Source organism: Enterobacter sp. 940_PEND (assembly GCF_001059415.1).
Lineage (GTDB): Bacteria > Pseudomonadota > Gammaproteobacteria > Enterobacterales > Enterobacteriaceae > Enterobacter > Enterobacter cloacae_M.
This window is the reverse complement of the sequence record NZ_JUMS01000023.1, coordinates 1-12,688: the sequence shown is the minus strand read 5'-3', so window position 1 is coordinate 12,688 and position 12,688 is coordinate 1. Positions and strand designations below refer to the sequence as shown.

The 12,688-nt window shown below is 53.3% G+C and carries 14 protein-coding genes and 2 tRNA genes; 9 read left to right on the top strand and 7 right to left on the bottom strand.

Annotated features, from left to right (window positions below; genetic code table 11):
- Positions 1–21 precede the first annotated feature (21 nt).
- Both ADJ24_RS04335 and azuC read right to left on the bottom strand, forming a co-directional pair.
- Positions 22–273, bottom strand: coding sequence for a DUF2766 family protein (locus tag ADJ24_RS04335; RefSeq protein WP_008500405.1), 252 nt, complete (start codon positions 271–273; stop codon positions 22–24).
- Positions 274–380: 107 nt separating this feature from the next.
- Positions 381–464 carry a stress response protein AzuC gene (gene azuC / locus ADJ24_RS24925; protein ID WP_014884364.1) on the bottom strand — a complete coding sequence of 28 codons (84 nt, stop codon included), beginning with the start codon at positions 462–464 and terminating at the stop codon, positions 381–383.
- A gap of 234 nt (positions 465–698) precedes the next feature.
- Between azuC and yecR the strand changes: the two genes are divergently transcribed.
- Together yecR and ftnA are read left to right on the top strand one after the other, a co-directional pair.
- Positions 699–1,037, top strand: coding sequence for a YecR family lipoprotein (yecR, locus tag ADJ24_RS04330; protein ID WP_023312272.1), 339 nt, complete (start codon positions 699–701; stop codon positions 1,035–1,037).
- A gap of 204 nt (positions 1,038–1,241) precedes the next feature.
- Positions 1,242–1,739 (top strand): non-heme ferritin, encoded by a 498-nt coding sequence (gene ftnA / locus ADJ24_RS04325; protein WP_023312273.1) that lies wholly within the window; start codon positions 1,242–1,244, stop codon positions 1,737–1,739.
- Positions 1,740–1,775: 36 nt separating this feature from the next.
- On the opposite strand, the gene ADJ24_RS04320 is transcribed toward ftnA, so the two are convergent.
- Entirely contained in the window at positions 1,776–2,117 is a 342-nt protein-coding gene (locus ADJ24_RS04320; RefSeq protein WP_023312274.1) for a hypothetical protein, read from the bottom strand.
- Positions 2,118–2,333: 216 nt separating this feature from the next.
- Here ADJ24_RS04320 and tyrP point away from each other — a divergent pair, with 216 nt between their 5' ends.
- Positions 2,334–3,545: a tyrosine transporter TyrP gene (gene tyrP / locus ADJ24_RS04315; RefSeq protein ID WP_032668485.1), complete on the top strand. Its 1,212-nt coding sequence runs from the start codon at positions 2,334–2,336 to the stop codon at positions 3,543–3,545.
- 34 nt (positions 3,546–3,579) lie between these two features.
- Here the strand turns inward: tyrP and ADJ24_RS04310 are convergent, their stop codons facing one another.
- The gene (locus ADJ24_RS04310) at positions 3,580–4,248 is read right to left on the bottom strand and encodes a YecA family protein (RefSeq protein ID WP_023312276.1); all 669 of its coding nucleotides are present in this window, start codon (positions 4,246–4,248) and stop codon (positions 3,580–3,582) included.
- A 422-nt stretch (positions 4,249–4,670) separates the two neighbouring features.
- Between ADJ24_RS04310 and ADJ24_RS04305 the strand changes: the two genes are divergently transcribed.
- From ADJ24_RS04305 to ADJ24_RS04285, 5 genes are all read left to right on the top strand, one after another.
- Positions 4,671–5,792 (top strand): branched-chain amino acid ABC transporter substrate-binding protein, encoded by a 1,122-nt coding sequence (locus ADJ24_RS04305; protein ID WP_023312277.1) that lies wholly within the window; start codon positions 4,671–4,673, stop codon positions 5,790–5,792.
- A gap of 99 nt (positions 5,793–5,891) precedes the next feature.
- On the top strand, positions 5,892–6,806 hold the full coding sequence (locus ADJ24_RS04300) for an ABC transporter permease subunit (protein ID WP_023312278.1): 915 nt from the start codon (positions 5,892–5,894) through the stop codon (positions 6,804–6,806).
- An 11-nt stretch (positions 6,807–6,817) separates the two neighbouring features.
- On the top strand, positions 6,818–8,092 hold the full coding sequence (gene livM / locus ADJ24_RS04295) for a high-affinity branched-chain amino acid ABC transporter permease LivM (RefSeq protein WP_032668486.1): 1,275 nt from the start codon (positions 6,818–6,820) through the stop codon (positions 8,090–8,092).
- On the top strand, positions 8,089–8,964 hold the full coding sequence (locus tag ADJ24_RS04290; RefSeq protein WP_023312280.1) for an ATP-binding cassette domain-containing protein: 876 nt from the start codon (positions 8,089–8,091) through the stop codon (positions 8,962–8,964). The genes livM and ADJ24_RS04290 overlap by 4 nt, the downstream gene beginning before the upstream one ends.
- Positions 8,961–9,677, top strand: a complete 717-nt coding sequence (locus ADJ24_RS04285; protein WP_023312281.1) for an ABC transporter ATP-binding protein — start codon at positions 8,961–8,963, stop codon at positions 9,675–9,677. The genes ADJ24_RS04290 and ADJ24_RS04285 overlap by 4 nt, the downstream gene beginning before the upstream one ends.
- Positions 9,678–9,955: 278 nt before the next feature.
- Here ADJ24_RS04285 and ADJ24_RS04280 read toward each other — a convergent pair whose 3' ends face one another.
- The gene (locus ADJ24_RS04280; protein ID WP_023312282.1) at positions 9,956–10,627 is read right to left on the bottom strand and encodes a DUF2076 domain-containing protein; all 672 of its coding nucleotides are present in this window, start codon (positions 10,625–10,627) and stop codon (positions 9,956–9,958) included.
- Positions 10,628–11,264: 637 nt separating this feature from the next.
- Here ADJ24_RS04280 and ADJ24_RS04275 point away from each other — a divergent pair.
- On the top strand, positions 11,265–11,906 hold the full coding sequence (locus ADJ24_RS04275; protein ID WP_023312283.1) for a hypothetical protein: 642 nt from the start codon (positions 11,265–11,267) through the stop codon (positions 11,904–11,906).
- Between the two features lie 513 nt (positions 11,907–12,419).
- Here ADJ24_RS04275 and ADJ24_RS04265 read toward each other — a convergent pair.
- Positions 12,420–12,506, bottom strand: a tRNA-Leu gene (locus ADJ24_RS04265).
- A gap of 12 nt (positions 12,507–12,518) precedes the next feature.
- Positions 12,519–12,592 (bottom strand) — tRNA-Cys (locus tag ADJ24_RS04260).
- Between the last annotated feature and the right edge of the window lie 96 nt (positions 12,593–12,688).

Below are 12,688 nucleotides of genomic sequence, written 5' to 3'. Positions count from 1 at the left end.
GCCGTCGCCCCTTTCCCTGCTTTAGTGGGACTCACCCTGCGGCGTGAATCGCAGCTCAATCAGCGCGATGGCTTTCTGGATCGCACGAAGCGTAACCGGGTCAGCGGCAGCAGGATGGCTGGCGAAATCGATATTTTTCAGCTGCGTAGACATCTTCTCGCGCACTTCAACCGGCGCAATCACGTCCAGAACATCAAGGATTTGTTTGATAACCAGCTGACAGGCGACAACGTCAGAGACCAGTTCCTGATCGGCGCTCAGGTTTTGTGACATGGGTTTTCTCCTTATTTAAAGGCCGCCATAGTAGCAAAACACGCCCCCTGACATCTTCCCTTCATCGCCTGCAGGTACAAAAAAACCCGCCGAAGCAGGTTTTTTTATCAGAACATGGCGCCTGGCGGCACGTCTTTGAACGTGCGGCAGTAATTGGCCCACATGCTTTTCAGGATTTTGCGCAGTTTCACGATGATGCTCCATTAACTTGTTATACAACTTTATTGTCAACGTGCTTATAATATGACCACCATCACAAAAATCAATCTTTTTGTGATACTCATCACATTTTTATCAGGATTTGGCCTGATAGCGCTCCCCTCTCACCCGTTGCGAAGAGTGAGGGCAGATTGTCCGGCTATTCCAGGCATTGCAGCGGGCATCTGCGGGTACGATAAGGTATTTCCATCCACTCAGAGCGAACCATGAAAAGAGTCATTGTAGCCGGCACAATCCTGCTGCTCGCGGGGTGTAGTATCAACCGCCAGGCTGAAGTCAGCAGCCGCGACGCGCCGAACGGCATCGTCCGCCTCGACTACGGCCAGGCAGCGCTGCAAAATGCGTATTCCGATGAGTATGTTAATAACGGCACTGCGGCAAAAGCGTGTCAGAGCATGGGGTATGCCACTGCCTCAGCCTATGGTCAGCCCATTAAAACCTGCACCCTGACGAGCGGCTCTTTGTGCCTGAACGAGAGCGTGACTATCCAGTATAAATGTATGGGTTACGCCGTTAACCCTAAGACAAATAATCCCTGGTATTAATCAACGCTGCCAGCGTTTGCTGGCAGTTTATTTCATTACGAACAAAAACAATTCTCATTAATAAATTATAAAAATCGCCAATGCGTTTTATTCCCATTCGTATTTTAAATAAATAAAATAAAAAATTTACGTTTTGCAAATAATTAAATAACAAATTATAGTGTCGCTCATTGTGAACCAGAAATAATAATCCGGAGCGTCACCATGCTGAAAACTGAAATGATCGACAAGCTCAACGCACAAATGAACCTTGAGCTTTTTTCATCCCTGCTCTACCAGCAGATGAGCGCCTGGTGCAACTATCACAGCTTCGAAGGTGCGGCCGCGTTTTTGCGTCGTCACGCTCAGGAAGAGATGACCCACATGCAGCGTCTGTTTGATTATCTTACGGATACGGGCAGCCTGCCGCGCATTGAAACCGTGGCTTCACCTTTTGCTGAGTATAATTCTCTTGATGAACTGTTCCGCGCCACCTACGAGCACGAGCAGCTGATCACGCAGAAAATTAACGAACTGGTTCATGCCGCGATGACCAGCCAGGATTATCCAACCTTTAATTTCCTGCAGTGGTACGTCGCTGAGCAACACGAAGAAGAGAAGCTGTTTAAATCCGTGCTGGATAAATTATCTCTGGTGGGGAAATCCGGCGAAGGTCTTTACTTTATCGATAAAGAACTCTCCACTCTTGATACGCAGAATTAATTTCAGCGCGGTGCCGGTTTCCGGCACCGCGTTAATTTACATACACCCCGCACAGCTGGTGCAACGCCAGTCATGGGGATTCACGGCCTGGTAAAAATAGCGGTAGCTGGACGTCTCCAGCGGAATACCCGCCTCGAAGAACATATCCGTTAACCAGTCGACATTCTCAACGATCCACTCATCTTCCTGTAAGCCTTGTGCAAAGGTTTCATCTTCAGGATCGATAACCGAATAGATTGCCCAGGTGCCCATATCCTTTTCGCGACGGGACTCGGGAAGGTTCAGGGGCTGATTCTGCCAGCTGATTATCCAGTGACCATGGCACAACAGGTTACCTCCCCGGCTCCATGCCGCGGTAAAGGGATTCTCCCCTGCCATAAGACCCTCACTTAATTTGATAATTTGTATTTATTGTTTACGTTACGCCGGAATGTCGCGTAGCAGTATTGCCCTTATGAGGTAGGCACAGGCCTGGGTCATTAATACGTAAATAATTTTTTACACCACTTGTAACGGTGATTTGACGAGTAACGGCTTTTCCCTTACTCTGCGCCGCAGATTTTGTCGCGGTTAAGAAGCGTTGTAGAGGAAAGCGTGAAAAACAGAACTCTGGGAAGTATTTTTATCGTCGCCGGAACGACAATTGGCGCAGGAATGCTGGCAATGCCTCTGGCAGCCGCGGGCGTGGGATTTGGCATGACCCTGCTGCTGCTGGGAACGCTCTGGGCGCTGATGTGTTACACCGCCCTGTTGCTGCTTGAGGTTTACCAGCACGTATCCGCCGACACCGGTCTGGGTTCGCTTGCGGCGCGCTATCTCGGACGCTACGGCCAGTGGATAACCGGCTTTAGCATGATGTTCCTGATGTACGCCCTGACCGCCGCCTATATCAGCGGCGCCGGGGAGCTCATCGCCTCCAGCGTCAACGACTGGTTTGGCTCTGACATTACCCCGGCGACGGGGGCTATCTTATTTGCGCTCATCGGCGGCGGCGTGGTCTGCGTGGGGACATCGCTGGTCGATCTGTTTAACCGCTTTCTGTTCAGCGCCAAAATTCTCTTCCTGATTATCATGCTGGTGCTGCTGGCCCCGCACGTGCACAAGATCAACCTACTGACGCTGCCGCTGGAAAAAGGGCTGGCGCTTTCCGCGATCCCGGTCATTTTCACCTCGTTTGGCTTCCACGGCAGCGTGCCGAGCATCGTCAGCTATATGAACGGCGATATCCGCAAGCTGCGCCGCGTCTTTGTTATCGGCAGCGCGATCCCGCTGATCGCCTATATTTTCTGGCAGTTGGTGACGCTGGGCAGCATTGACTCTTCGACCTTTATTGGGCTGATGGCGCAACACGCTGGCCTGAACGGTTTTCTGCTGGCACTGCGCGAGGTTGTTACCTCCCCGCATGTGGAGCTGGCGGTACACCTGTTTGCCGACCTGGCGCTGGCAACCTCGTTCCTGGGCGTGGCGCTCGGCCTGTTTGATTACCTCGCCGACCTGTTCCAGCGTCGCAATACCGTAGCCGGACGGTTACAGACGGGGGCGATCACCTTCCTGCCGCCGCTGGGTTTTGCGCTGTTTTACCCGCGCGGGTTTGTGATGGCGCTGGGGTATGCGGGGGTGGCGCTCTCTATCCTGGCCCTGTTGCTCCCTTCCCTGCTGGCATGGAAGAGCCGCCAGCAGCATCCGCAGCAGGGTTACCGCGTGGCGGGGGGAAAACCGCTGCTGTGCGTTGTGTTTGGCTGTGGGGTGGTGATTATTCTGGTGCAGGTGTTGATTGCAGCCGGGATGCTGCCGGAAGTGGGTTAAATAAAAAAGGGGCTATCATCAGCCCCTTTTTTTATCAGTGCAAACAGCAGCTCTTAAACTTCTTCCCGCTGCCGCAAGGACACGGATCGTTACGTCCGACCTTCGTGCCGTTCACCGTCGGCTTCTTCACTTCCGGCTGCTGCGGATTGTTTACCCAGTATTGATATAAACGCAGTGCCGCAGGCTGGATACGTTCGATGCTGGCGATATATTCCTCTTCGGACAGTTCATCCAGCTTTTCGCTGTTCTCTTCCGTCCCGTGCAGCGCAATCACGTCAAGATCGGCCTTCAGGGCTTCCGGCAAGGCTGACCAGTCCGTCAGCGCCACGCCGCGCATGTAGCCATAACACCACTCTTCCACCACGGTATAGCTCTCACCGTCCACGTCGTTATAGCCGAACATAGGTTCAAACTGATCCGGGTACTCGCTCAGGCGCTCGGCAATATCGTTCATGTGCTTAAAGCAGAGATCGATAAAACGGTTCATTTCCCGATCGTTTTTCCAGCGCGGGATATATTTCTCGCCGCCCCACACCGCCACCAGCCAGGCATCTGGCTCAACGACAACAGGACCGGAAAGCACCGCGGTTAGCATGCCGTCCAGTTCGGACACGTCAATCACGGACGCATCATCATGACCGTAAGACATTAACGTCTCTTCAAGCCACGCCATTTCGCTTTCATTCAATGGGCCTTCAGTCATCGCTGACACTCCTGCAAAAGGAAACGATCCTAACACATAACTCACGCCTCTCCGGGCTGAAGTTTAGGTCTTTATTGCTGCAAAAACGTGCAAATCGTGACCTTTGCACAACTTATGGGCTTTATTGTTAACGATATGTGATCTCCGCTGTAATTTCTTCTCCTCCCGCAAGGCGGCATAACGCGGCGCTCTATACTCAGACATGTCACAAGCCCGTCAAAGGGTTAACCATTCTGGCAACGTTTTTGCTTAATGTTCTTCGCGCGACGCTGCGCAGGGATACCTCGCCGTACATGCAGGATGCCGTCTGTATCTTGTTCGTTTAGTGCATTTTGTTCTTGCTCGTGTTTCGGATTGGCTGCGCCGTCGGGCGTTCGGGTTTACGCCGTGGTGCAAAAACCTCTTTGCTAAGGAACATAATAATGTCGCTGAAATTTATCAGAACTCCTCTTTCTCTTGTGTTGGCCGGTTGCCTGGTGACGGCGTTTTCCGCCCGGGCAGATATTGTGATTGGCGTGGCCGGGCCGTTCACGGGTCCCAATGCCACCTATGGCGATCAATACTGGCACGGCGCAACGCAGGCCGCTGAAGACATTAATGCCGCAGGCGGTATTAACGGCGAGAAGATCAAACTGGTTCAGGGGGATGATGCCTGCGAGCCCAAGCAAGCCGTGGCCGTGGCCAACCGTTTAGTTGACCAGGATAAGGTCAACGCCGTGGTCGGCCATTTCTGCTCCTCTTCCACAATGCCCGCCTCCGAGGTGTATAGCGACGCGGGCATTATTGCGATTACCCCCGGCTCAACTAACCCGCTGATCACCGAACGCGGCATGAGCGATATGTTCCGCATGTGCGGCCGCGACGATCAGCAGGGTCAGGTTGCCAGCGACTTCATCATCGACAAGCTGAAAGCCAAGCGCGTGGTGATTATTCACGATAAAGACACCTATGGTCAGGGTCTGGCTGACGCCACCAAAGCGGCGCTGGCGAAACGCGGCGTTCAGGATGTGATGTATGAGGGGTTATCCCGCGGTGAAAAAGACTTTAACGCGCTGGTGACCAAGATCGGCGCGCAAAAACCGGACGTCGTATTCTTCGGTGGCTGTCACCCGGAAGCCGGTCCGCTGGTTCGCCAGATGCGCGAACAGGGCGTGCAGGCGAAATTCTTCTCCGGCGACTGTATTGTCAACGAAGAGATGGTGACCGCCGCGGGTGGCCCGCAATATACCAACGGCATTTACATGACCTTCGGTAAAGACCCGCGCCTCATCCCGGACGGTAAAGCGGTTATCGAGAAATTCCGCGCAGGTAAATTCGAGCCGGAAGGTTACACCCTTTACTCCTATGCCTCCGTCCAGGCCATTGCCGCGGCCTTCAAGGCCACCGGCGGCAAGGACTCCGCCAAAGCCAGCGAGTGGCTGAAAGCCAATTCCGTCGACACGGTGATGGGCAAAAAAGCCTGGGACAGCAAAGGCGATCTGAAAGTGTCTGACTACGTGGTTTATCAGTGGGACGACAAAGGAAAATATAAGGAAGTGCAGTAACGGGACGGAGTCACGCTCAACGTCGGCGGGCCTGCCCGTCGGCGCGTAATAAACATCCGGCTGCGCGCATCGCGCAGCCTATAAAACGAGCGCGCTAAGATGAGTACATTCTTCCTGCAACAATTAATCAATGGCTTAACGCTGGGCTCCGTCTACGGTTTAATCGCCATCGGCTACACCATGGTGTACGGCATTATCGGGATGATCAATTTCGCCCACGGCGAAGTGTATATGATTTCCGCGTATCTCTGCGCCATTGGCCTGGCGCTGCTCTCGTTCTTCGGTCTGCAGTCGTTCCCACTGCTGATCCTCGGGACGCTGGTGTTCACCATTGTAGTAACCGGGGTGTACGGCTGGACCATCGAGCGTATCGCCTACAAGCCGCTGCGCAACTCCACGCGCCTGGCGCCGCTGATCTCCGCCATTGGGATGTCTCTTATTCTGCAAAACTACGCGCAGCTGAGCCAGGGTCCGCGTCAGCAAGGAGTGCCGACCATGCTGGACGGCGTGATTCGCCTGCATCTGGGCGACGGGTTCGTGCAGATAACCTACACCAAAGTGTTTATTCTGGTTGCCTCGTTTGCCGGCATGCTGGTGCTCACCTGGATTATCAACCATACCCGGCTGGGCCGGATGTGCCGCGCGGTACAGCAGGATCGTAAGATGGCCTCCATTCTGGGCATTAACACCGACCGGATTATTTCGCTGGTCTTTGTGATCGGCGCGGCGATGGCCGGTCTGGCGGGGGTGTTGATCACCATGAATTACGGCACCTTTGATTTCTACGTCGGGTTCGTGATCGGCATTAAAGCCTTTACTGCAGCGGTACTCGGCGGCATCGGCTCCCTCCCCGGCGCCATGCTCGGCGGCCTTATCCTGGGCGTGGCGGAAGCCCAGTTCTCGGGCATGGTGAACTCGGACTATAAAGATGTCTTTTCGTTCGGCCTGCTGGTCATGATCCTTATTTTCCGTCCTCAGGGCCTGCTTGGACGCCCGATTGTGGCCAAAGTATGAGGGAGAGAATGATGACATCACACGTTTTTTCACTTAAACGCTGCATGCTGGACGCGATTTTTTCCGGACTGATTGCGCTGATTATTTTCGGCCCCATTGCGGGCGTGGTGCTGGACGGGTACAGCTTTAACTTCGCCGGGCAACGGCTGGCCTGGATGGTTGGCATCGTCATGTTCGGGCGTTTTCTGTTGAGCGTCTTTTTAGGTACCGCCGCGGGCGCCCGTTTCCAGGCGCGCTTCGAAGCCGATAGCGCGGGCGTATATGTCCGGCCACCGGAATATAAAAGCCGCATGCGCTGGATTATTCCTTTGGTAATTGCCCTTGCGATTTGCTTTCCGTTTGTCGCCACTAAATATGTGCTGACCGTCGCCATTCTCGGGCTGATCTACGTGCTTCTCGGTCTGGGGCTGAATATCGTCGTGGGTCTGGCCGGCCTGCTGGATTTGGGATATGTCGCGTTCTACGCAATTGGGGCGTACGGTCTGGCGCTGGGATACCAGTATCTCGGCTTAGGCTTCTGGAGCATGCTGCCGCTGGCGGCAATCATGGCCGCCGCCGCAGGCGCCCTGCTCGGTTTCCCGGTACTGCGCATGCACGGTGACTACCTTGCCATCGTCACCCTCGGGTTCGGGGAGATCATTCGCCTGATACTGAACAACTGGCTGACCTTCACCGGCGGCCCAAACGGCGTCTCGGCCCCTCCCCCCACCTTTTTCGGCCTGGAATTTGGACGACGCGCGAAAGAAGGCGGCGTGCCCTTCCACGAATTTTTCCACCTGACCTACAACCCGAACATGAAGTTTATTTTTATCTACGCGGTGCTGTTCCTGGTGGTGATGCTGGTGCTCTATATCAAGCACCGCCTGACGCGGATGCCGATTGGTCGGGCGTGGGAAGCCCTGCGTGAAGACGAAATTGCCTGCCGCTCGATGGGGCTGAATCATGTTCTGGTTAAGCTCTCCGCCTTTACGCTGGGCGCGTCGACCGCGGGCATTGCCGGGGTGTTCTTCGCCACCTATCAGGGGTTCGTGAATCCCACCTCCTTTACCTTCTTTGAATCGGCGCTGATCCTCGCCATTGTGGTGCTGGGCGGGATGGGCTCGACGCTTGGCGTGGTGCTGGCCGCCTTTGTGCTCACGGTAACGCCGGAACTGCTGCGCAGTTTTGCAGAGTACCGCGTCCTGCTGTTTGGCATGCTCATGGTGGTGATGATGATCTGGCGTCCGCGCGGTTTGATCCGCATTAACCGCAGCGGGTTTGCCGTGCGTAAGGGCGTCGCGCCATGAACGGAACGATATTGCGCGTTGAACATCTGATGATGCACTTCGGCGGGATTAAGGCGTTAAACGACGTCAACCTGGACGTGCTGCGTGGCTCAATTACCGCCCTGATTGGGCCAAACGGGGCGGGAAAAACTACCGTGTTTAACTGCCTGACGGGCTTCTACAGGGCCTCCGGCGGCAACATTTTATTTAATACCCGCCATAAAACGACCAACGTTATTCAGGTGCTCGGACAAAAATTCCAGCCGGGAGACTGGATTAACCCCGCGCAGTTCGGGCAGCGTCTTTTCTACAAAATGTTCGGCGGAACGCATCTGGTCAACCGCGCAGGGCTGGCGCGCACGTTTCAAAATATCCGTCTTTTTCGCGAGATGTCTGTCGTAGAAAACCTGCTGGTTGCGCAGCATATGCGCGTTAACCGCAATCTGCTTGCCGGGATCTTAAATACGCCGGCATACCGGCGGGCGGAAAGCGACGCCCTGGACAGGGCCTTCTACTGGCTGGAAGTGGTGGATCTGGTGGAGTGCGCCAATCGCCTGGCGGGAGAGATGTCGTACGGCCAGCAGCGGCGTCTGGAAATTGCGCGAGCAATGTGCACCGGGCCGGAAATGATCTGTCTGGATGAACCCGCCGCCGGGCTTAACCCGGTTGAAACGCATAAGCTCAGCAGCATTATTCGCTTTCTGCGGGATCATCATGACATCACGGTACTACTGATTGAGCATGATATGGGGATGGTGATGGAGATTTCGGACGACATTATCGTGCTCGACCACGGGGATGTTATTGCCAGGGGAAAACCCGAGCAGATCCAGCATGATGAAAAGGTTATTGCCGCCTACCTGGGTACGGATGAAAGCGAGGTCACCCTATGAGCGAACCGCTGCTTGCATTTCGCGAGGTGGATGTGTTTTACGGCGTCATTCAGGCGCTTAAACAGGTTTCCCTCGAGGTCAATAAGGGTGAAACCGTGGCGCTGATTGGCGCAAACGGCGCGGGTAAATCGACATTGCTGATGTCCATCTTTGGCCAGCCCCGTATTCGCAGCGGACAGATCCTTTTCAGCGGCGAAGATATCAGCCATAAATCCACCCACTACGTCGCGTCCGGCGGCATTGCGCAGGCGCCGGAAGGCAGACGAATCTTCCCGGATATGACCGTTGAAGAGAATCTGCTGATGGGGACCATCCCCCTCGGCAGCCAGTTTGCCGCTGAGGATATGCAAACCATGTTCGACCTCTTCCCGCGCCTCAAGGAGCGACGCAAGCAGCGCGCGATGACCATGTCCGGCGGGGAACAGCAGATGCTGGCGATCGCCCGGGCGCTGATGAGCCGTCCGAAGCTGCTGCTGCTGGATGAGCCCAGCCTGGGCTTAGCCCCGATTGTGGTGAAACAGATCTTCCAGACGCTGCGCGAGCTGGCCCGCAACGGCATGACCATTTTTCTGGTGGAGCAGAATGCGCACCATGCGTTGAAGCTGTCTGACCGGGGGTATGTGATGGTGAACGGACAGATCCGGCTGAGCGGCAGCGGTGAAGAGCTGCTGGGGAATCAGGAGGTGAGGAAGGCGTATTTAGGTGGGGTGTGATTTGATATCTGCCAAATGGGCTGATTCCGTGATGGATCATTTCGGCACATATGGGATAGAAGAACTGGAGTATACGTTAGTCGATATCGCCTCTTTGTTTGGATTGCTTCCGGCAATTCTTACAGGTTTGTTAGTAAGAAACGTAGTAAAAAGAATGTGATTTATGAGCCTTCAGGCTTAGCCGCGAAGGCTTTTTTGACCCGGAAACGCAAAACCCCGAAAGTTGGATACCTAACTTTCGGGGTTCACTTCATTTCGGTGGTTACACGATAACGTCGTTAAATAAAACTATCGTCGTCATTGCTGTAGTCGTCATCTACATCGTCATTCTGCCAGACGTCGTTATTACTGCCGAACGGATCGTTCTGGTTGAGGAAACGGGTGTCAGAGATGTTATTAACGTCGCCGTATTGATTACCGACAAACGGTTCGCCACCGACGGGCATTGTCGGTTCTTCGATGATGTTCACGATCTCTTCCGGCCGCGACTGATGGAACATGCTGGTAAGCATCTCGGCAAGCGCTATGCCACCGGCCACGCCAGCGGCTGTCTGGAGCGCGCCAGCCATAAAACCGCCGCCGCGAGTAGCTGGCGCCCGAGAATAATCCTGCGCCGGTGGCTGTTGCGGCTGGGCATTCCAGCTGTTGTCAGGCTGCGGGTTACTTTTCCCGCCACCAAACAGGCCGCCGAGGAAACTGCCGCCCGTCGAGGGTTTGCTTTTTTGCGCGGCTAATTCGCTTTCAAGCTCCTGAACCCGGGCCTGTAGGCGTTTCAGCGCCGCTTCCTGAATCAAAATCGACTGCGCCATATAGTAGGGGGCCGCAGGCTGCTGTCTGACAAATTCAGCGATCTGACGCTCTGCATCTGCATCCCGTTGGCTGTTTTGTTGTCCGGTCTGTTTTAGACGCTCGAAAAGGCCGTTGATAAGCTGCTGTTCTTCATATTGCATGACAATAACCTTCCGCTCTCCAGGGTGGATACCAACCAGTTTATCAGCGGCGGCAACCTGTGTCTGGCGAGTGAAATGTTTGTTTAAGATTGGTTGCAGGTTAGCTGAAAATCGCCCTGCTTTCTGGGCTTGTTATTAGAGAGTCAGGCTTAACCTTCTGGTATAACAGCAAATTCTCGGGCGCAGCAGGATCGGGACGATGATGAGATACGATCACTTCGCCGTTAGCCAAAGGCACAAAAAAACCACCTTTCGGTGGTTTCACGACACTGCTTATTGCTTTGATTATTCTTTGTTTCCCATGGTACCCGGAGTGGGACCTGAACCCACACAGCGCGAACGCCGAGGGATTTTAAAAACTATAAGAGAGCCTAACGGCAGGTAATCACTGGTGATGGTTGCACTTCTGCTGCCACTATTTTCGGAGAGCTAAATCCAGTTTTTCTCACAATCCAGCGGAAGATCAAGCGTTTGAATGGCTGCTTCAAAATCAGCGTCTACATGGCGTCGACGCTTCGACAAAAGTGTAACTCTACAATTCACCATCAACTCGGTGGGGCTTTTGCATTTTCTTTTTCGTAGTATCCTCATTATCATTCTGTCTGTTTCACAAGCAAAACCATAAGGAAGGTTTGAATTGGACAGCGCGAAATCTCTGGCAAAAAGGATGCTGAAAAGTCTGGATGTTGGCGATTCCGGTTTCCTGGCTTCTGTAGCCCAAGGAATGCTCTCTTTCCCGGTCAGTATGTATTACCTCGGATATGACTTCATGGACACGACTCATCGTCATTCTAATTTTGATGATCGAGTGAGGATGGCTAACATGCTCAAACGAGGGATATCGGTTCATCAGGAAGCTCAAAAAATAGTTAATGCCGTAATCAGAGAGTTCATGTCAAAAGTTAACATGGACAGTATTCAGGGTATTGCACAAAATTTTACAGGCGTAATGGCTGGTAAATTCATATTCGCTGAGCTAACCGGAGTAAAGCTAGGTGCTGCCGTATCGACACGTATTATGACCTCGTTCGCCGCTGGCGTAGTCATCGGAAGTGCTCTGACGATTGGCGCAGAAACATCGAGAGCTATCTATACGGCCAGAAAGCTTGAAAACCAAAACCCTGCACTCTACTACCGACTTAAGAGTATGGGTGATTTGGATCTTCTGTATTTTCTTGTTGAAGATAAATTGAAACCTTTTCTTGACGCATGCAGCGTAGCAGATGTAAACAAGCATGAATTTAACGAAGTATGTAAATACTTTTTTGGTGGATTATGAACACTCAGGACATTATCAAACTAATAGCATCCAGAATTCTGCGCGGGTTGGGGATGGGAATTGCTTCTGCGGGCCTATTGTCCTGTATTTATTTCTTTTCATTTTCAAAAGACGAATCCCGTTTTATCTGGGGCGCAGCGTCTGGTGCTCTCATTGTACTTGGTTACTTTATATACCGAATTGCGATACTCAAGGTTTTTGACGAACGTTGAAGACCTCAATTGCTCTTACTCCAGCAAAAAGCCCACCGATTGGTGGGCCTGGCGTAAGAGGGTCAGGCTTGACTGCTTCCTGCCATAATTAGATCCTGGAAAAGCATCGGATGGGATGAAATCAGCTGGTAACCTATAGCGTGGTACGCGTTTGGTTGGTGTTCGAGGGGCAGTAATACCCTCTTTCTCTGGCGAAGCCGAATGACGAAACAATGGCAATGGCGAAAAACAGATAATAAAAAACCACCTTTCGGTGGTTTATACGACACTGCTTATCATTGATTTTATTCTAGTTTTCCCATGGTACCCGGAGTGGGACTTGAACCCACACAGCGCGAACGCCGAGGGATTTTAAATCCCTTGTGTCTACCGATTCCACCATCCGGGCTCGGGAAGAAAGTGGAGGCGCGTTCCGGAGTCGAACCGGACTAGACGGATTTGCAATCCGCTACATAACCGCTTTGCTAACGCGCCGTAAAACTTTTCAAACGGACATCCGCTACTGCGCATGTCTTTAATCTGGAGCGGGAAACGAGACTCGAACTCGCGACCCCGACCTTGGCAAGGTCG

Bases quoted from the DNA above. Each gene is read 5' to 3' on its own strand.
- ADJ24_RS04335 (WP_008500405.1), bottom strand. From the start codon at position 273: ATGTCACAAAACCTGAGCGCCGATCAGGAACTGGTCTCTGACGTTGTC.
- yecR (WP_023312272.1), top strand. From the start codon at position 699: ATGAAAAGAGTCATTGTAGCCGGCACAATCCTGCTGCTCGCGGGGTGT.
- ftnA (WP_023312273.1), top strand. From the start codon at position 1,242: ATGCTGAAAACTGAAATGATCGACAAGCTCAACGCACAAATGAACCTT.
- ADJ24_RS04320 (WP_023312274.1), bottom strand. From the start codon at position 2,117: ATGGCAGGGGAGAATCCCTTTACCGCGGCATGGAGCCGGGGAGGTAAC.
- ADJ24_RS04310 (WP_023312276.1), bottom strand. From the start codon at position 4,248: ATGACTGAAGGCCCATTGAATGAAAGCGAAATGGCGTGGCTTGAAGAG.
- ADJ24_RS04305 (WP_023312277.1), top strand. From the start codon at position 4,671: ATGTCGCTGAAATTTATCAGAACTCCTCTTTCTCTTGTGTTGGCCGGT.
- ADJ24_RS04300 (WP_023312278.1), top strand. From the start codon at position 5,892: ATGAGTACATTCTTCCTGCAACAATTAATCAATGGCTTAACGCTGGGC.
- livM (WP_032668486.1), top strand. From the start codon at position 6,818: ATGACATCACACGTTTTTTCACTTAAACGCTGCATGCTGGACGCGATT.
- ADJ24_RS04290 (WP_023312280.1), top strand. From the start codon at position 8,089: ATGAACGGAACGATATTGCGCGTTGAACATCTGATGATGCACTTCGGC.
- ADJ24_RS04285 (WP_023312281.1), top strand. From the start codon at position 8,961: ATGAGCGAACCGCTGCTTGCATTTCGCGAGGTGGATGTGTTTTACGGC.
- ADJ24_RS04280 (WP_023312282.1), bottom strand. From the start codon at position 10,627: ATGCAATATGAAGAACAGCAGCTTATCAACGGCCTTTTCGAGCGTCTA.